The organism is Micromonospora sp. NPDC049139 (assembly GCF_055586845.1).
Map to the genome: position 1 here is coordinate 423,080 of NZ_JBVJHK010000003.1, position 17,924 is coordinate 441,003.

General features: G+C 75.1%; 17 protein-coding genes. 10 read left to right on the plus strand and 7 right to left on the minus strand.

From position 1 onward, the window contains the following. Positions 1 to 14: 14 nt before the first annotated feature. Entirely contained in the window at positions 15 to 515 is a 501-nt protein-coding gene (locus tag ACZ6Q9_RS08735; RefSeq protein WP_396828106.1) for a MarR family winged helix-turn-helix transcriptional regulator, read from the minus strand. Positions 516 to 604: 89 nt separating this feature from the next. Here ACZ6Q9_RS08735 and ACZ6Q9_RS08740 point away from each other — a divergent pair, with 89 nt between their 5' ends. Next, positions 605 to 1,510, plus strand: a complete 906-nt coding sequence (locus ACZ6Q9_RS08740) for an EamA family transporter (RefSeq protein ID WP_393452046.1) — start codon at positions 605 to 607, stop codon at positions 1,508 to 1,510. An 8-nt stretch (positions 1,511 to 1,518) separates the two neighbouring features. Here ACZ6Q9_RS08740 and ACZ6Q9_RS08745 read toward each other — a convergent pair whose 3' ends face one another. Beyond that, positions 1,519 to 1,779 (minus strand): Prokaryotic metallothionein, encoded by a 261-nt coding sequence (locus tag ACZ6Q9_RS08745; protein WP_393265283.1) that lies wholly within the window; start codon positions 1,777 to 1,779, stop codon positions 1,519 to 1,521. Positions 1,780 to 1,937: 158 nt separating this feature from the next. Here ACZ6Q9_RS08745 and ACZ6Q9_RS08750 point away from each other — a divergent pair, with 158 nt between their 5' ends. The 3 genes from ACZ6Q9_RS08750 to ACZ6Q9_RS08760 all read left to right on the plus strand — a co-directional run bounded on the left by ACZ6Q9_RS08750 (position 1,938) and on the right by ACZ6Q9_RS08760 (position 3,716). Then, positions 1,938 to 2,213, plus strand: coding sequence for an isoamylase early set domain-containing protein (locus ACZ6Q9_RS08750; protein ID WP_393265281.1), 276 nt, complete (start codon positions 1,938 to 1,940; stop codon positions 2,211 to 2,213). Between the two features lie 116 nt (positions 2,214 to 2,329). Then, the gene (locus tag ACZ6Q9_RS08755) at positions 2,330 to 3,076 is read left to right on the plus strand and encodes a lytic polysaccharide monooxygenase (protein WP_393265278.1); all 747 of its coding nucleotides are present in this window, start codon (positions 2,330 to 2,332) and stop codon (positions 3,074 to 3,076) included. A 67-nt stretch (positions 3,077 to 3,143) separates the two neighbouring features. Beyond that, entirely contained in the window at positions 3,144 to 3,716 is a 573-nt protein-coding gene (locus ACZ6Q9_RS08760; RefSeq protein ID WP_396828103.1) for a DUF305 domain-containing protein, read from the plus strand. A gap of 53 nt (positions 3,717 to 3,769) precedes the next feature. Here ACZ6Q9_RS08760 and msrB read toward each other — a convergent pair whose 3' ends face one another. Continuing rightward, entirely contained in the window at positions 3,770 to 4,183 is a 414-nt protein-coding gene (gene msrB / locus ACZ6Q9_RS08765) for a peptide-methionine (R)-S-oxide reductase MsrB (RefSeq protein ID WP_393265274.1), read from the minus strand. A gap of 47 nt (positions 4,184 to 4,230) precedes the next feature. Here msrB and ligD point away from each other — a divergent pair, with 47 nt between their 5' ends. The 5 genes from ligD to ACZ6Q9_RS08790 all read left to right on the plus strand — a co-directional run bounded on the left by ligD (position 4,231) and on the right by ACZ6Q9_RS08790 (position 13,287). Further along, entirely contained in the window at positions 4,231 to 5,256 is a 1,026-nt protein-coding gene (ligD, locus tag ACZ6Q9_RS08770; protein ID WP_393265271.1) for a non-homologous end-joining DNA ligase, read from the plus strand. A gap of 216 nt (positions 5,257 to 5,472) precedes the next feature. Beyond that, positions 5,473 to 8,667: an FtsX-like permease family protein gene (locus ACZ6Q9_RS08775; protein ID WP_396828100.1), complete on the plus strand. Its 3,195-nt coding sequence runs from the start codon at positions 5,473 to 5,475 to the stop codon at positions 8,665 to 8,667. Between the two features lie 4 nt (positions 8,668 to 8,671). Beyond that, the gene (locus ACZ6Q9_RS08780; RefSeq protein ID WP_396828098.1) at positions 8,672 to 11,422 is read left to right on the plus strand and encodes an ABC transporter permease; all 2,751 of its coding nucleotides are present in this window, start codon (positions 8,672 to 8,674) and stop codon (positions 11,420 to 11,422) included. A gap of 1 nt (position 11,423) precedes the next feature. Continuing rightward, positions 11,424 to 12,422: an ABC transporter ATP-binding protein gene (locus tag ACZ6Q9_RS08785; RefSeq protein WP_393265262.1), complete on the plus strand. Its 999-nt coding sequence runs from the start codon at positions 11,424 to 11,426 to the stop codon at positions 12,420 to 12,422. 70 nt (positions 12,423 to 12,492) lie between these two features. Continuing rightward, positions 12,493 to 13,287, plus strand: coding sequence for an ABC transporter ATP-binding protein (locus ACZ6Q9_RS08790; RefSeq protein ID WP_393452067.1), 795 nt, complete (start codon positions 12,493 to 12,495; stop codon positions 13,285 to 13,287). Between the two features lie 170 nt (positions 13,288 to 13,457). Here ACZ6Q9_RS08790 and ACZ6Q9_RS08795 read toward each other — a convergent pair whose 3' ends face one another. Beyond that, positions 13,458 to 13,994, minus strand: a complete 537-nt coding sequence (locus ACZ6Q9_RS08795; RefSeq protein ID WP_396828096.1) for a hypothetical protein — start codon at positions 13,992 to 13,994, stop codon at positions 13,458 to 13,460. Positions 13,995 to 14,149: 155 nt separating this feature from the next. Further along, positions 14,150 to 14,602 carry a GNAT family N-acetyltransferase gene (locus ACZ6Q9_RS08800; protein ID WP_393265254.1) on the minus strand — a complete coding sequence of 151 codons (453 nt, stop codon included), beginning with the start codon at positions 14,600 to 14,602 and terminating at the stop codon, positions 14,150 to 14,152. 73 nt (positions 14,603 to 14,675) lie between these two features. On the opposite strand from ACZ6Q9_RS08800, the gene ACZ6Q9_RS08805 reads away from it, so the two are divergent. After that, positions 14,676 to 15,188 carry a potassium channel family protein gene (locus ACZ6Q9_RS08805; protein ID WP_393265252.1) on the plus strand — a complete coding sequence of 171 codons (513 nt, stop codon included), beginning with the start codon at positions 14,676 to 14,678 and terminating at the stop codon, positions 15,186 to 15,188. Here the strand turns inward: ACZ6Q9_RS08805 and ACZ6Q9_RS08810 are convergent. Then, entirely contained in the window at positions 15,115 to 16,698 is a 1,584-nt protein-coding gene (locus ACZ6Q9_RS08810) for an alpha/beta hydrolase (RefSeq protein WP_393265250.1), read from the minus strand. The genes ACZ6Q9_RS08805 and ACZ6Q9_RS08810 overlap by 74 nt on opposite strands. A gap of 34 nt (positions 16,699 to 16,732) precedes the next feature. After that, positions 16,733 to 17,848, minus strand: coding sequence for an ATP-dependent DNA ligase (locus ACZ6Q9_RS08815; RefSeq protein WP_393452075.1), 1,116 nt, complete (start codon positions 17,846 to 17,848; stop codon positions 16,733 to 16,735). Positions 17,849 to 17,924: the final 76 nt, after the last annotated feature.

Genomic DNA, 17,924 nt, shown 5'->3' on the forward strand with positions numbered 1-17,924 from the left:
GATGGTAGGTCGACTCACGGGCTGCGCGTGTCGCCGAGTGACTCCAGCAGGGTCCGCAGGGTGTCCGCGAGGGTGTCGCGCTGCGCCGGGGTGAGCGCGGCGAGCAGCCGGTGCTCGGTGGCGACGTGGTCGGGCAGGACCCGGTCGATGAGCGCCAGTCCCTCGTCGGTGAGGCCGACCTGCACCGCGCGGCCGTCGGTGTCGCTGCGGGTGCGGGTCACCAGGTTGCGCGCCTCGAGCCGGTCGAGCCGCTGGGTGACGGCGCCGGAGGTGACCATCGACGAGTGCATCAGCTGGGTCGGGGTCAGCCGGTGGGGCGGGTCGCTGCGGCGCAGGGTGGCGAGCACGTCGAAGGACGCGGAGTCGAGGCCGTGTGCGCTGAACGTGCGGTGCAGTTCCGCCCCGGCGAGCCGGGTTAGCCGGGATAGGCGACCGAACACCCCCATCGGGGAGGCGTCCAGATCCGGTCGTTGGGCGGCCCACTGCGCCAGCACCCGGTCGACGTGATCGGCCATCCGATCACCCTAGCAGCGGTGCCTTAGTGGTGAGGTAGTTCACGGCGGACGCCGCGCCACTTACCTTAGCGCTCAGATAAATTATCTCAGTGCTAAAGAACCGAACGCTCGTCCTCGGCGTGACCGCGCTGGCCCCGGCGATCTGGGGGACCACCTATCTCGTCACCACCGAGCTGCTGCCCCCGCAGCGCCCGCTGCTGGCCGCGGTGGTGCGTGCCCTGCCCGCCGGTCTCCTCCTGGTCGCGGTCACCCGGCAACTGCCCAGGGGCGCGTGGTGGTGGCGGGCGGCGGTGCTCGGCGCCCTGAACATCGGCTTCTTCTTCGCGCTGTTGTTCGTCGCCGCGTACCGGCTTCCGGGCGGGGTCGCCGCGACCGTCGGCGCGGTGCAGCCGCTCCTGGTCGCCGCGCTCTCCGCCGGCGTGCTCGGCGACCGGCTGACCCCGCGTACCGTCCTCGCCGGCGCCGCGGGGGTGGCCGGGGTCGGGCTGCTGGTGCTGCGGGCGGACGCGCGCCTCGACGGCGTCGGCGTCGCCGCCGCGCTCGGCGGCGCGGTCGTGATGGCCGGCGGCGTGGTGCTCAGCAAGCGGTGGTCGTCGCCCGCGCCGCTGCTGGCCACCACGGGTTGGCAGCTCGCCGCCGGCGGCCTGCTGCTCCTTCCGGTCGCCGTGCTGGTCGAGGGCCCCCCGCCGGCGGTGCTGACGGCCGGGAACCTGATCGGGTACGGCTACCTCACGCTCGTCGGCTCCGCTCTCGCCTATGCCCTCTGGTTCCGCGGCATCCGCGCCCTCACACCTACCACCGTCACCTTCCTCGGCCTGCTCAGCCCGCTGGTGGCGACGGCGTTGGGCTGGCTCGTGCTCGCCCAGGACCTCACCCCGGCGCAACTGTCGGGCGGGCTGGTCGTCCTCGCCGCCATCGTCGTGCAGTCCCGGGCGTCGTCCCGCCCGGCCCGATCCCCGCGCCGCATCGCCCCGTCGGCGACGGCCCCCCGGTGAGACTCGCGTCAGGCGGGGCGGGCGCCCACCGCGTCGCGGATCTCGGCACCCTGGGCGCCCACCTCGGCGCGGGCGCAGTGCGCGCAGCAGAAGAACCGGCCGGACACCTCCACCCCGTGCCCGACGATCTTGATCTGGCAGTGCTCGCAGATCGGCGCCATCTTGTGCACGGCGCACTCGAAGCAGTCGAAGGTGTGCACGTCGCCGCTGACGGTTCGCACCTCGAACGCCATCCAGTAGTCGTTACCGCAGACCTCGCAGGTTGCCACGACATAACCCCCCGAAACAGGACACGTTTTCCCAAGCCTGCGGTACGGGCGCGGCTCCGGCGGTCGAAACAGTCGAGCTGGTCGGGTTCGGCGGCGTGTCGCCCCCGGCGTGTCGGCCGTTGTACGGGGTGACCGCGCACGACCGGAGGAACGACGACATGATCAAGCGGAACAAGCTCTTCGGCAACCAGACCCGGGTCACGTTCAGCCTGCCCCGCGACACCCCGCCCGGCGCCGTCAGCGTGGTCGGCTGCTTCAACGGCTGGGAGCCGGGGCGGCACGAGTTGGTCCCGCGCCGCGACGGCACCCGTACGGTCACCGTGCGGCTCGGCCCGGGCGAGTACCACTTCCGCTATCTCGCCAGCGGCGGCGTGTGGCTGGACGACGACTCCGCCGACCGGATCGACGAGCGGGGCGGCCTGCTGCTGCTCTGAGGGGGAGCGCAATGAGGGTCATTGATGTTGTTATCGACAGGAGTCTTTACTGTTAAGAAGGTTTAATTTATGTTGGGTGGCACCTCACCAGCCCGAAGTCCGAAGGAGCTGCCACCATGCGCCGAAGAATCACCATCCCGCTCGTGGCGACGGGCGCCGTCGTCTCCACCCTGGCCGTCGCGGCGCCCGCCCAGGCCCACGGCTACGTGTCGGGACCGCCGAGCCGCCAGGCCCTCTGCGCCCAGGGCCGGGTCCCGGACTGCGGACAGATCAAGTACGAGCCGCAGAGCGTGGAGGGCCCGAAGGGGCTGCGCAGCTGCCACGCCGGGATCGCCCACTTCGCCGTCCTGAACGACGACAGCCGGGGCTGGCCCGCCACCGCGGTCGGCTCCTCGGTGACCTTCACCTGGACCAACACCGCCCGGCACGCCACCAGCAACTGGGAGTACTTCGTCGGTGGCAACCGGGTGGCGGTCTTCGACGGCGGTGGGCGGCAGCCCGAGGCCACCGTCTCGCACACCGTCGACCTGAGCGGCTGGTCCGGACGGCAGAAGGTGCTCGCCGTGTGGAACATCGCGGACACCGCCAACGCGTTCTACTCCTGCGTCGACCTCCAGGTCGGCGGGGGCGGCGGCCCGTCGCCCACGCCGAGCCCGACGCCGCCGGCCCCGTCGCCCACCCCGACCCCCACCGCCTCCCCGACCACCCCTCCCGCCCCGGGCGGCAGCTGGACGGCGGGCCGGGCGTACCAGGCCGGCGACCAGGTCACCTACGGCGGGCTGACGTACCGCTGCCGGCAGGCGCACACCGCGATCCCCGGCTGGGAACCGCCCCACGTGCCGGCGCTCTGGACCCAGGTCTGACCGCACGGGTGCGGCCCGCCCCCCGGCGCCCGCCGCACCCGTCACCACCCCCGGATCGGAGTGCGCCATGCGACGGCTGCGCACGGTCGCCCTGCTCGCCGCCCTGCTGCTGGCATCCGGCTGCGGCGCGGGGACACCCCCGACGCCGCCCGCGCCCGCCGTGCCCGCAACGACTGCGGCCACCGGGAGCGCGCTGAGCGGGCTGGACGTGCTCTTCCTGACCACCATGGCGGCGCACACCGAGCAGACGCTGGAGATGGTGCGGCTCGGCCGGGACCGGGTGACCGACCGGAAGCTGCGCACCCTGGTCGCCGCCATCGAGGTCACCGAGTCCGACGAGCTCGCCACGATGCGCGGCTGGCTGCGGGACGCCGGGCCCGCCGGGACAGCCCACCGGCACGACCACGACCACGGGACCGCCGCCGGGGACCTGGCACGCCTGCGGGCCGCCCCGGACGGCGAGGTCGACCGCGTCCTGCTCGACGTGCTCGGCGCCCACCAGGGCGCGGCGGCCGACCTGGCCCGGGCGCACCTGGCGGTCGGCAGCGACCCGAGGGTGCGCGACCTCGCCGGACGCGTCGAGCGCTCGCGTACGGCCGAGGTCTCGCTCCTGGCCGGGCTGGCGGCGGCCCGGCGCTGACCCGGCGACCCGGCGACTCGTGGTCGGGTCGCCCGACCCGGCGGCCCCCGCCCTCAGGCGTCGGCGCGCGGCTCCAGTCGGATGGAGACCGAGTTGACGCAGTGCCGGGTGTCCCTGGGGGTGAAGCCCTCGCCCCGGAACACGTGACCGAGGTGACTGTCGCACCGGGCACAGCGGATCTCGGTGCGGCTCATCCCCAGGCTGCGGTCCTCGATCTCCTTGACCGCGCCGGGGATGGCGGCGTCGAAGCTGGGCCACCCGCAGTGCGAGTCGAACTTCGTGTCGCTCGGGAAGAGCTCCGCGCCGCAGGCCCGGCAGCGGTAGATCCCCGGCGTCTTCGTGTCGACGTACTCGCCGGTCCACGGGCGCTCGGTGCCGGCCTCCCGCAGCACCCGGAACTCCTCGGGGCTGAGCCGGACCCGCCACTCTTCCTCGGTGCGGGGCAGTTCGCTCTCGTCAAGACTCACCCGCCAACGGTACGCCGGACGTCGGGGGTGTGGCATATGGTCGCGCAATGGGTGGCACGAAGGCCGCGGCCGAAGAGATCGAGGTGGCCGGGCACACCGTACGGCTGACCAGTCCGGAGCGGGTCATCTTCCCGCAGCGCGGCTTCACCAAGGCCGACGTCTTCCACTACTACGTCGCCGTGGGCGACGGCATCATGCGCGCGCTGCGCGGGCGTCCTACCACGTTGCAGCGTTTCCCCGAGGGCGTCGAGGGGGAGGCGTTCTTCCAGAAGCGGGTGCCCGCGCGGGGCGTGCCGCCGTGGGTGGAGACGGCCACCATCAGCTTCCCGAGCGGTCGCAGCGCCGCCGAGCTCTGCCCGGCCGACCTGGCCCACGTGGCCTGGGCCGCCCAGATGGGCACCATCGTGTTCCACCCGTGGCCGGTGCGCGCCGCCGACGTCGACCGCCCCGACGAGCTGCGCGTCGACCTCGACCCGCAGCCGGGCACCGACTTCGCCGACGCGGTCGCCGCCGCCGTCGAGTTGCGGGGGCTCCTCGACGAGCTGGGCGTCCCCGGCTGGCCGAAGACCTCGGGCGGTCGCGGCGTGCACGTCTACCTGCGGATCGCGCCACGCTGGACGTTCACCGAGGTGCGCCGGGCCACCATCGCGCTCGCCCGCGAGCTGGAGCGGCGCCGGCCGGAGCTGGTCACCACCGCCTGGTGGAAGGAGCAGCGGGGCACCCGCGTCTTCGTCGACTACAACCAGATGGCCCGGGACCGCACGATCGCCTGCGCGTACTCGCTGCGGGCCAACGCCCGGGCCACCGTCTCCACCCCGGTCACCTGGGACGAGCTGCCCGACGTCGACCCGGACGACTTCGACCTGCGCAGCGTCCCGGCCCGGCTGGCCGAACGAGGCGACCCGCACGCCGGCATCGACGACGCGGCGTGGGACATCACCCCGCTGCTGGAGTGGGCCGACCGGGACGACGCCGCCGGCCAGGGCGACATGCCGTACCCGCCGGACCACCCCAAGATGCCCGGCGAGCCGAAGCGGGTGCAGCCCTCCAAGGACCGCGACCGCCCCCGCTGACCGGCCCGCGCCGGTCGCCTTCCGGTACGCGGCGATCGCCTGAGAACGATCTCCATCCGGCGATGGAAGCACAGCGCCGTCATCCCGTCCGCCCCGCGCCCCGGCGATGGACCGCCGCCGATCGGGTAACGATCAAGTAACGGGCGCGAACCTTTCCCGGACCGTCACCCCTCTCCCTGATCGTCGGCCCGACACCGGGCCAGGGGAGGGCATCGGATGAAGCTGGTGTGGAGGCGGGCCCACGAGGCGCGCGGGCTGCTGCTCGCGGCGGTGGTCGCGGCCCTGGTGGCGGTCGCGTTGGTCACCGGCCTCTCCGACTACAACCGCCGAGCCGTCGAGGCCGGCCAGCGCGCCCTGCTCACCGGGGCGTCCTTCGAGGAGCGCAGCATCCTGGTCAGCGGTGCGGCCGGCCGGGACGCGACCGAGTTCGCCACCCGCGACCGGGCGGTCCGCGACGGCTTCGCCGCCGGTCTCGGCGGTGCGCCGATCACCGTCGACGCCGCCCGCTACGGCGGTGGCCGTGAGCTGACCGGCGACCTCGGCCCGGTGGTCCGGGAGGACGACGACCCGGTCTTCGCCAGCCTCGCGACCCTCGACGACCTGCCCCGCCACGCGGAGCTGAGCAGCGGCGCGTGGCCCACCCCCGGGGCGTCCCCCGTGCAGGTGACGTTGCCGGAGAAGGTCGCCGGCGCGCTCGGGATGGCCATCGGCGACCGGGTGCCGATGCTGGACCGCAGGTCCGAGCGGACCAGCGAGGTGGTGCTCGTCGGGACGTGGCGCCCGCGCGACGCGGCCGACCCGTACTGGCTGTTGGCCCCCGGGGTGGGCGCCGGCAGTGCGGCGGACTCCGGCACCTCGTACGGGCCCTTCGTCCTGGATCGGGCCGACTTCGTCGCGACCTACCCGGGCGCGGTGTCGGCGTCCTGGGTGGTCGAGCCGGACCTCGCGGCCGTGGCCCGCGCCGGCCGGCTGCTCGACGTGCGGGCGGCGCTGAGCGCCGCCGTCGCCGAGGTGCCCGAGGCGGCCGGGCTGGGCTCCTCGGCCCAGACCGTCACGGCGATCGACCGGCTGCTCGACCGCGTCGCCCGGGCCGACCTGGTCGGGCGCTCCTCGCTGGCCACCCCGCTGCTGCTGATCGTGGTCCTCGGCGGGTACGCGCTGGTGCTGGTCGCCGCCCTGCTGCACGAGGACCGGCGGGGCCAGACCGCCCTGCTCCGGGCCCGCGGCGCCGCCCGGCGGCAACTGGCCGGCCTGGCGGCCCGGGAGGCGGCGTTGGTCGTCCTGCCCGCCGGCGTGCTGGGGCCCCTGATCGCCGGCGAGGCGCTGCGGCACGTGGGCACCGACGGCGCCGCCCCGCTGGCGCTCTCCCCCGGGAACACCACGCTGGTCTGGGCCGCCGCGGCCGCCACCGCCGCCGGCTGCCTGGTCGCGATGGTCGTCCCGACGCTGCGGGGAGCCGGCACGTACGTCGCCGACATGGCGGCCCGGTCCCGTCCCACCCGCGCCGCGACCGTCCAACGGGCCAGCCTCGACCTGGTGCTGGTCGGCTTCGCGGTGCTGGCCTGGACGCAGCTGCGCCAGTACTCCTCGCCGGTCACCGGGGCCGGCGGGCGGCTCGGGGTCGACCCGCTGCTGGTCGCCGCGCCGACGCTGGGCGTGCTCGCCGGCGCGGTCGTGGCGCTGCGGCTGCTGCCGCCCGCGACCCGGTTCGCCGAGCGGTTCGTCGACCGCCGGCCGTGGACGGCGACGATGTTCGGCATGTGGCAGGCCGGTCGGCGCCCGCACGCCGGCCCGGTGCTGCTGCTCGCCCTCGCCGTCGGCGGCAGCACCCTGGCCTGGTCGCTGGTGACGACGGGGGAGCGGTCGCAGGCCGACCAGGCCGAGCACACCGTCGGCGCCGACCTGCGGGTCGTCGAGCGCACCGGCGCGGCGCCCGACGACCGGGCCGGTCAGGTCGGCGTGCTGCCCGGCGTCGACGGGGTGCTGCCGGCTTGGCGGGACGAGATCCGCCTCGGCCGCGACGACCTGCCGACGACGGTGGTGAGCCTGGACGCCGCGGGCGCGACCGGCGTGCTGCGGCTCAACGAGCGACTGGCCGACGAGCCGGTGCCGGCGCTGCTGGACCGGCTGACCCGGGCGCGCGGCGCGCCGGCCGGCATGGACCTGCCCCCGGGCACCCGCTCCCTCACCGGCACGGTTCGTACGCCCGTGCGGGACGCCGTCACGCCGCACCAGATCGGTCTCTGGGTGCTGCTGACCCGGGCGGACGGGCTGGCCTTCCGGATTCCGGCGGGCAGCAGCGGCAGCGACGGCCGGCCGGTGCCGTTCACCGTCGCCGTCCCCGACGGGGCGGGCACCGTGCGGCTGTCCGGCTTCGAGGTCGACGGCGGGGACGCGCGCGGGCGGGCGTACCGCCTGGAGGTGTCGGACCTGCGGGTGGTCGGCGCGGACGGCGCGGCCCGGCCGACGTCGCTGGCCGGCGGGTGGGTGGCCGCCGACGGCCAGGGGAAGCCGGTCCGCGCGAACGTCACGGCCACCGGCCTGAGCGCCGAGCGGGAGATCGAGTACCTGGCGGGGGGCCGGTTCGCGTTCCAGCCGCCGAGCCGCTTCGCCCTGGTGCCGGCCGCCGAGAACCGGCCGGTACCCGCGCTGATGACCCCGGCGGTGCGCGACGCGCTGAGTCTGCGCACCGGCGACACGGTCGACCTCGTGCTGTCCGGCGCGACGCTGCCGGTCACGCTGGTGGGCGAGCTGGACGAGGTGCCGTCCACGGCCGGCGCGGGCGTGCTGCTGGACCTGCCGGCGGCGACGGACTGGCTGATCCGGGACCGGGGCGCCATCCGGCCGGTCGCGGAGTGGTGGCTGGGCACCGACGGCGACGGCCACGCCGAGGCGGCCCGCGGGGCGGCCGAACTGGCCGGCACCACGCTGCTCGACCGGCGGGAGGTGGCCGAGCGGGCCGCCGGCGACCCGTACTGGCAGGGGGCCCGCACCGGGCTGCTCGCCGCCGCGCTCGGCTCGGTGCTGCTGGCGCTGGTCGGCCTGGTCGTCGACGTCTGGGCGACCGCCCGGCACCGGCTGGGGGAGTTCGCCGTGCTGCACACGCTCGGCGCCAGCCCTCGGCTGCTGGCCCGGGCGCTGCTGGCCGAGCAGACCTTCCTGGCCGGCATCGGCGTCGGTGTCGGCCTGCTGCTGGGCGCCGCGGTCGGCGCGACCATGGCCCCGCTGGTCATCCTCACGCCGTCCGCAGGTCGGCCGGTGCCGGAGGCCGCCTTCGTGGTGCCCTGGCTGCCCATCGGCCTGACCGCGCTCGGCCTGCTGCTGGCGGCACTCGCCTTCAGCGCGTTCATCGCCCTCGGCATCCGGCAGCGGGTGGCCGTGGCGCAGCTGCGGATCGGGGGAGACCGGTGACCGGGTGGAGCGTAGGGACGACCAGGAGCGGAGACGGGGCGTGGTGAGCATCGGGGCGGTCGCCCGCCGGGTACGGGCGTACGGCGGACAGTTCCTGCTGCTCGCGGCGCTGACGCTGGTCGCCGTGCTGGTGATCAGCGGCGTGCCGAGGATCGTCAACGACCACGCCCAGCAGGGCCTGCGGTCCCACCTGGGCGCCGTGCCGCCGCAGCAGCGCGACGTGACGTACTCGACCGGGCCGCTCGTCGACACGGACACCGACACCTCCCTGGTGGCCGCGCACCAGGGCGACCTGGCGAAGCTGGAGGCCGGACTGCCGCCGGTCGTACGCCGGATGGTCGAACAGCGGTGGTTCACCGCGGAGACGGCGGCCAGCCGGGTGCGAGGCCCGGACCTGGCGGCGAAGAACCTCCTGGTCGACCTCGGCCTGCGGGCCGTGCCCGGGGTCGAGGAGGCCGGCACCCTGGTCGAGGGGCGCTGGCCGGCCGACGCGCCGAAGGGCCAGCCGGTGCAGGTGGCGCTGGCCGAGGACGTCGCCCGCAAGCTGAACCTGCGGCTCGGCAGCCGGCTCACCCTCACCGCGCCGACTGCCGGCTCACCCTTCGAATCCATGCCTCCCGTCCAGGTCGCCGTGGTCGGTCTCTTCCAGCCGCGTGCCGGTACCGACGGGCTCTGGGACGGCCTGCCGCCGCTGTTGCGGATCGTCGAGCCGGAGGGGGACGGCGAACCCTTCATCATCGTCGGCGTCGTCGACGGCGCGGCGCTGGACCGCCAGGCCGTCGCCGGCTGGCCGATGTCGTTCAGCTGGCGCTACCGGTTGGGCGCCGACGGCATTGACGTCCGCGAGCTGGACCAGGTGATCGACGGCCTCCAGCAGACGACCCGGGAGGCGGCCGGCCGGGACATCATCCAGGGGCTGGACATCCCGCTGCGGGATTTCGCCGCCGAGGTGGACAGCGCCCGGACGGTGCTCGGGGTGATCGCCGCGGGCGTGTTGGCCACGCTGGCCGGCCTCGTCGCGCTGGCCGCCGGGCTGCTGGTGCGCCGGCGCCGGGCGGAGTTCATCCTGCTGCGTGCCCGGGGCGGGGCGACCACCACGAACGCGGGCCGCAGCCTGGCCGAGGCGCTGCTGGTGGTGCCGCCCGCCGCCGCGCTCGGCTGGCTGCTCGGCGGCCTCGCTCCCGGGGCGCCCGGGGAGACCCGGTGGCTCGCCGTCGCCGCGACCGTCCTGGTGGCGTCGGCGCTGCCGGTGGCCACCCTCGCCGTCTCCACCGGCGGCACCGGGCGGCGTGACCTGGTCCGCGCGCGCCCCTCCGCGCGTCGGCTCACGGCGGAGGCGGCGCTGCTGGTCCTCGCGGGTCTCGCGGTCGTGCTGCTGCGCCGCCGTGGCCTCACTCCCGGCGAGGTCGATCCGCTGCTGGTCTCGGTCCCGGTGCTGCTGGCCGTCGCCGCGGCGGTGGTCGCGATGCGGTTGTACCCGTGGCCCCTGCGACTGGTCAGCCGGCTCGCCGCCCGCGCCCGGGGCAGCGTCGCCTTCCTCGGTACCGCCCGGGCCGGCCGGTCGGTCGTCGCCGTACCGCTGGTGGTCGTCGTGCTGGCCATCGCGACGGCGGCGTTCTGCGCGGTGACGGCCGCCGGGATCGAGGCGAGCCGGGACCGGGCCGCCAGCCGGGCGGTCCCCGCCGACGCCCTGATCCTCGGGGAGCGGATCGCCCCGGACACGGGCGCCGAGTTGGAGCGGCTGCCGGGGGTACGCGCCGCTAGCCCCGTGCTGCAGGAGGCGGGCCAGCGCCTGACGAAGGACGCGGTCGGCACCGACACCAGGCTCGGCAGCGTCACCGTGCTCATGGTCGACGGCCCCGCCCTGGCCCGGATGGTCAGCCAGGCCGGCGTCGACGTGACGGTGCCCGCGGCGCTGCGCACCCCCGCCGGGGGAACCGGCCCGCTGCCCGCGGTGGTCTCCCCGGCGGTCGCCGCCGAGCTGGCCGCCGCCGGACTGGACGGCTCCGCCTTCGTCAGCGCCCAGGGCCAGCGGTACGAGTTCCGGGTCGCCGAGCGGACGGAGAGCTTCCCGCTGCTGCGTGCGGGCAGCAGCCGGTTCGTCATCCTGCCCTGGCAGTCGTTGCCCCGCCGGGACTACGCCGCCGTGCCGACCGGCTTCCTGGTCGTCGGCGACGGGCTGGACGTCGAGGCGCTGCGCCGGGTCGGCGACGCCGGGCAGTCCCGTTTCCAGAAGGGCGGGACCGTCACCGGCCGGGAGCGCTCGCGCAGCGTGGAGGTGCTGACCTTCGCGGACACCCGCCGGCAGGTGGGCGAGGGCGGCGCGAACGGGGTGCTCGCCTTCGGCTTCGTCGCCGGCGCGGCCGGCGGGACGGCGCTCGGCCTGCTCGCGATCGCCTTCACGGTGCTCGCCGGCGCCCGGGAGCGCGGCCAGGTGCTGTCCCGGCTGCGCACCCTCGGCCTGTCCCGGCGCCAGTGGCGCGGGCTGCTGGTGGTGGAACTGGCCCCGCTGGTGGGCGTCTCGGTGGTGACCGGCGCGCTGGTCGGCACGGTGTTGCCGCTGCTGCTCACCCCGGTGCTCGGCCTGTCCGCCTTCACCGACGGCGTGGAGGTCCGGGTGGCGTTCGAGCCCGGCCTGGCGGCGGGGGTCGTCGCGTTGGGGGCGGTCGCCCTCGGCTTCGCGGTCGCCGTCGAGGCCCTGAACAACCGCCGGATGCGCCTCGGCGAGGTGCTCCGGCTCGGAGAGGAGAGCTGACATGACCGCTACCGCGGAGACCACCGCCGTGCCGGATCTGGCCGCCCTGCAACAGCGGGCCGCCGAGCGTGCGGCGGAGCGGGCCGGTGGCCGGGACCTGTTGCGCGGGCACATCGTCTGCGACGGGCTGGTCCGGATCTTCAAGACCGAGGGGGTGGAGGTGGTCGCGCTACAGGGGCTCGACCTGGTCATCGACCGGGGCGAGCTGGTGGCGATCGTGGGTGCCTCCGGTTCCGGCAAGTCGACCCTGCTGAACATCCTCTCCGGGCTGGACACCCCCACCGCCGGCATCGCCCGCGTGGGCGACTACGACCTGCTCAACCTCTCCGCACGGCGGAGACTGAGCTACCGGCGTGACATGGTGGGGTTCGTCTGGCAGCAGACCGGCCGCAACCTGCTGCCGTACCTGACCGCGCTGGAGAACGTCGAGCTGCCGATGCGGCTGGCCGGTCGGCGGGGCGGCCGGCGGGCCCACCGCGAGCGGGCCCGGGAACTGCTCGACCTGGTCGGCGTGGGCCACTGCGCCGACCGGCGGCCGGGGCAGCTCAGCGGCGGCGAGCAGCAGCGCTGCGCGGTGGCGGTGGCGGTGGCCAACGACCCCGAGGTGCTCTTCGCCGACGAGCCGACCGGTGAGCTGGACGAGGCGACCGGCGCCGAGGTGTTCGGGGCGCTGCGCACCATCAACGCCGAACTCGGCGTCACCATCGTGGTGGTCACCCACGACCACGCCGTGGCCACCCAGGTCCGCCGGACCGTCGCGATCCGCGACGGCCGGACCGCCTCCGAGGTACGCCGGACCGCGCGGATCGGCGCGGACGGCAGCACCGAGCTGGTCAGCGAGGAGTACGCCGTGCTCGACCGCACCGGCCGGATGCAGCTGCCGGCGTCCTTCGTCGACGCCCTGTCGCTGCGGGACCGGGTGCGGCTCAACCTGGAGCCGGACCACGTGGAGGTGCGGCCGGGCGACCGGGCGCGGGACGAGCGGGAGGCGACGCAGTGAGCGGGCCAGGAATCAGTCGGTACCGCGTGGCCGAGCCGGTCGGCCACGCCGAGCGCAGCGGGGCGGGATCATGAGCGAGCGGGACGTGGTGGCGGACGGCCGGTACGACGGGGCGACGGTCGACGGGCGCCCGGGCGGGACGGTGCCGGACGGGCGGCCCGGCGCAAGCGTGGCGGGCGTCGCGGTCACCGACGAGGTGGTCCGGGTGGCGGAGGTCAGCCGCACGTTCGGCCGCGGTGAGCACGCGGTGCACGCCGTGCGGGAGGTGTCGTTCTCCGCCGGGCGGGGCGAGCTGGTCGCCGTACGGGGCCGTTCCGGGGCGGGCAAGACCACCCTGCTGAACCTGGTCGGCGGGCTGGACCGGCCCGACTCGGGTCGGGTGGTGGTGGCGGGGCACGACGTGACCGGGGTCGGCGAGCGGGAGCTGCTGGAGCTGCGCCGGGGCATCGTCGGCTTCGTGTTCCAGACCTTCGGGCTGGTGCCGATCCTCTCCGCCGCCGAGAACGTCGGCGTGCCGCTGCGGCTGGCGCGGGTGCCGGCGGCCGAGCGGGAGGAGCGGGTGGCGGTGCTGCTGGAGCTGGTCGGCCTGGGCGGGCACGCCGCGCAGCGGCCGTACGAGCTGTCGGGCGGGCAGCAGCAGCGGGTGGCGGTGGCCCGGGCCCTGGCCAACGAGCCCGACCTGCTGATCGCCGACGAGCCCACCGGCCAGCTCGACTCGGAGACCGGCCGCTCGATCATGGACCTGATCCGGGCGGTCGTGCACGCGCGGGGCATGACCGCGCTGGTCGCCACCCACGACCCGGCCCTGATCGACCTCGCCGACCGCGTCCTCACCCTCCGCGACGGCCGCCTGGTCGACGGCTGACCGGGGCGGGTCCGCACCGACGTGCGGTGCGGACCCCCGGGCACCGGCGACCAGGGCGAACGAGGCGCCCGGGCTGCGCGGGTCGAGGCGGGTGGTCGGCTCGTCGTGCGCGTTGCGCACTCAGTCCCGGCAGCGCCGCCGGTGGCCGGCTCGTCGAGCGCGGCTCGCACTCAGTCCCGGCAGCGACGCCGGTGGTAGGCCACGGTGAGCGCGAGCAGCAGCGGACCCCAGAGCAGCAGCGGGGTGTAGCAGGCCGACAGCAGCGCCGTCCCGCCAGGGGAGAAGCCGAACCCGTCGCCGCGCGGGAGCCCGCCAAACGCGGCGTACCCCCAGATCAGGATGAGCGCGACGCCGCCCGCGGTGGCCGCGGTCTCGGCGAACGGCGGCGGCACCCGCCGGCCGCCGACCAGCGGCAGCCAGCGTGGGAAGACCTCGCCCCACTGCCGGACCAGTCCGATCGAGAGCAGCGCCAGCGCCTCCTGGACCACGCTCAGCGACAGGATGTAGACGGCCTCCCAACCGCCGACCCGGACCGGCTCGCCGTTCGCGAACGCGCCGATCGGGACGCCGGCCACCAGTGCGATGCGCCACAGCCCCGACGGGAGGGTGACCAGGGGAATCAGGTGGGCGGTCCGCACCGCCCACCGCGGCGCCGATCGTCCGTCCCGGGCGTGACCCGACGGGGCGATCGCGGTTGCGGTGCTCATGACGGACTCCGTTCCTCGGCGGCTGCTGCTCCAGCCTCGCCGGCCGAGGACGGCCCGCCACCCCGCCAGTGGGTGAACCGGCTCCCCGACGCGGGGGAGCGTCCCCCGGTCCCGGGCCACCGTGCGGAAGGCGGGCCGGCGGGCCGGCCCCGAGGTCAGAGCGGAAGCTTCATGCCCTCGTGGCTGGCCACGAAGCCGAGGCTGAGGTAGAAGCGGTGGGCGTCGTGGCGGGTCTTGTCGGTGGTGAGCTGCACCAGGGCGCAGCCGCGCTGCTTCGCCTGGTCGACGGCCCAGGTCATCATCTGCCGGCCGAGGCCCCGCCCGCGCCGGTCCGAGTGGACGCGGACGGCCTCGACGAGCTGCCGCTCCGCGCCGTGCCGGCCGAGCCCGGGAATGTAGGTGAGCTGCATGCAGCCGACCACCTCACCGTCCGCGTCGGCCACGATGAGCTGGTTGCGCGGATCGGCGGCGATGTCCGCGAACGCCCTCTCGTACGCGTCGTCGACCTCCGTGAAGTCCCGGGACTTCCCGAGCACGTCGTCGGCGAGCAGGGCCAGCACGGCGGGCAGGTCGGCCCGGACCGCCTCCCGGAAGATCACGTCGCTCATGCCGTCAGCGTGACACAACGATGTGGGGCGATGCGGAGGCGGCGCTTGCCGGCACCAGGCAGCATGATGGCTCATGGACGTCCTGCTGCTGCCGTTCCGGTGGATCTACCGGGCGTTGGTCTGGTTCGCCAACTCGCCCCGGACGTTGATCATCTCCTACCTGCTGATGATCGTGGTGGCCGGCGTCATCTACGGCCAGGTGGAGAACCGCACGGCGGCGGACGCGGTCTGGTGGGCGGTGGTGACCGCGTCCACCGTCGGGTACGGCGACATCTCACCGGCCAGCTGGCAGGGCCGGGCCCTCGCCGCGCTGCTCATCTCGACCATGGTGCTGCTGGTCATCCCGTTGATCACCGCGCACTTCGCCAGCCAGCTGATCGTCGACGACGACGCCTTCGAGCACGACGAGCAGGAGGAACTCAAGGCCGACGTCCGGCGCATGCGGGCCCTGCTGGAGGAGATCGCCGCCCGGCAGGGCATCGAGCTGCCCGACCTGCCGCCGGAACGGCCGGTCAGCGGGCCGGGCAGCGCAGCCCCTCTCTGGGCACGGTCAGGTCGATCAAGTAGGCGTCGACCGCCTCCGTGATGCAGGAGGTCTGCGGGTAGGCGGTGTGCCCCTCACCCTCCCAGGTGAGCACCCGGCCGACGCCGAGCATCTCGGCCAGCTTGCCGGTCTGCTCGTAGGGCGTCGCCGGGTCGCCGGTGGTGCCCACCACCAGGATCGGCGGCGCCCCGTCGGCCCGGCCGGTCGGGTACGGGTCACGGCCGCCCGGCCACTCCGTGCAGGAGAGCATGCCGACGGCCAAAGACGGGCCGAACAGCGGGTACTTCGCCCGCCACTGCGACTGGAACTGGCGGATCCGCTCCCGGGTCGGCTTCTCCTCCTCGTCGGCGCAGTTGACGGCCAGGTTGGCGTCGAACAGGTTCGAGTAGTGCCCGTCGGAGTCCCGGTCGGCGTACGCGTCGGCGAGGCGGAACACGTCCGTCGGGTCGCCGCCCTCCAGCTCGTCGATGGCGCGGGCCAGCTCCTGCCACCCCTGCTCCGTGTAGAGCGAGGAGATGATCGCGTAGAAGACCCAGCCCGGGGTGGCCTCCCGGCCGTCGTCGCCGCGCACCGGGGACACCCGGGCCTTGTCGATCGCCGAGGTGACCGCGGCGCGGGCGTCCGGGGCGATCGGGCAGCGGCCGGCGTTGGCGGCGCACCACCGGGTGAAGTTGTCGAAGGCCCGCTCGAAGCCCCTGGCCTGACTCTCCGAGCCGGCGACCAGACCCTGCTTCGGGTCGATCGCGCCGTCGAGCACCATCGCCCGGACGTGCTGTGGGTAGAGCTGCGCGTAGGTGGCGCCGAGCAGGGTGCCGTAGGAGTAGCCGAGGTAGGTCAGCTTGTCGTCGCCGACGGCCGCGCGGACCATGTCCATGTCGCGGGCGGCCTGCTCGGTGCCGTAGAGCGCCAACTGGTCGCCGTAGCGGTCGCCGCAGCCGCGCCCGATCCGCTGGTTGAGCGCCACGAACCCGTCGAAGGACTCCTGGCTGCGCGGGTCGGGGTCGTAGCCGAAGCTCGCGTCCAGGTCGGCGTCCGGAATGCACTTCACCGGGCTGGAGCGGGACACCCCGCGAGGGTCGAAGCCGACGATGTCGAACCGGTCGGTGATCGAGGCGGGCAGGCCGCCGAACGCCGGCCCGTAGGAGAGGTAGACCGCTGTGTCCACCCCGGAGCCGCCCGGCCCGCCCGGGTTGACGACCAGCGAGCCGATCCGCTCGCGCTGCTTCGTCGACCGGGCGCGCAGCAGCGCGATCTCGAAGGTCTGCCCGGCGCCCGGGCCGGTGCCGGCCGCGCCGCCCATGCCCCAGTCACGCGGCACCTTGATCCGCGCGCACTCGTAGCGCATGTTCGGCGCGCTCCGCCCGACCAGCTCCTCGGCCACCTCCGGGCAGGACCGCCAGGTCGGCGCGGCACCCGGCGCGGCGGCCTCGCCCTCGACGTCCGTCCGGGGGGCGAACGCCGGCAGGGTGCAGCCGGCGGCGAGCAGCGCGGCGGCGGCCAGGCCGGCCAGGGTGAGCCGGAACCGGCGGATCCGGGCGGAATTGCGGGTCACGAGCGGGCCTCCGTGATCGATTTCGACGGCCAGGCTACGCCGGGCCCGCGGCGGCGGAGCCCACGGTCACCGTCGGGTCGCCGCGGAGCACCTGGTCCACATCGAACCGGACCGGCCGGTCGAGCTGGTCGTAGCGGCAGGAGCCGGGCTCGCGGTCGGGCCGCCACCGGACGAACCGGGCGGTGTGCCGGAACCGATCGCCCTCCATCGCGTCGTAGCCGACCTCGACCACCAGCTCGGGACGCAGCGGCTCCCACTCGAGGTTGCGGGTGCCGGTCCAGCGGCTGACCCCGCCGGGCAGGCGCTGGCCGCGCTCGTGGTCGCCGTGCACCCACGGGTGGTCGGCGCCGGCGTCCCGGTAGGGCTCCAGCTCCTCCAGCAGCTCGGCGCGGCGCGCCATGGTGAACGAGGCGCTCACCCCGACGTGGTGCAGCACGCCCGCGTCGTCGTAGAGCCCGAGCAGGAGCGAGCCGACCACCGGGCCCGACTTGTGCCACCGGAACCCGGCCACCACCACGTCGGCGGTGCGGGCGTGCTTGACCTTGAACATGAGCCGCTTGCCCGGCTCGTAGGGCAGGTCGGCCGGCTTGGCGATCAGGCCGTCCAGGCCGGCACCCTCGAAGACGTCGAACCAGCGGTGGGCGGTGTCGACGTCGGTGGTGACCTGGGTGACGTGCACCGGCGGGCGGACCCCGGCCAGGGCCGCCTCCAGCCGGGCCCGCCGCTGCGGATAGGGCTGGTCGAGCAGGGTCTCGTCGTCGAGGAGGAGCAGGTCGAAGGCGACGAAGTCGGCCGGCGTCGTCTCGGCCAGCAGCCGCACCCGGGAGGCGGCCGGATGGACGCGCTGGGCCAGCAGCTCGAAGTCGAGCCGGGGCTGCCCGCCCGGGCCGTCCCGCCGGATCACGATCAGCTCGCCGTCGACCGCGCACCGCTCGGGCAGCTGGCGGCGGGCCTGCTCGACCACCTCGGGGAAGTAGCGGGTCATCGACTTGCCGCCCCGGCTGGACAGCTCCACCTCGTCGCCGTCGCGGAACACGATGCACCGGAAGCCGTCCCACTTCGGCTCGTACGTCATCCCGGACGCGGTGGGGATCCGCGGGACGCTCTTGGCCAGCATCGGCTCGACCGGTGGACTGATCGGCAGCTTCACGGCGACAGTCAACCAGACCGCACCGACAGCCGTGAGGCAGATCACGGCCGGGCGGCGGGCGGCGTGTCCTCCCGCG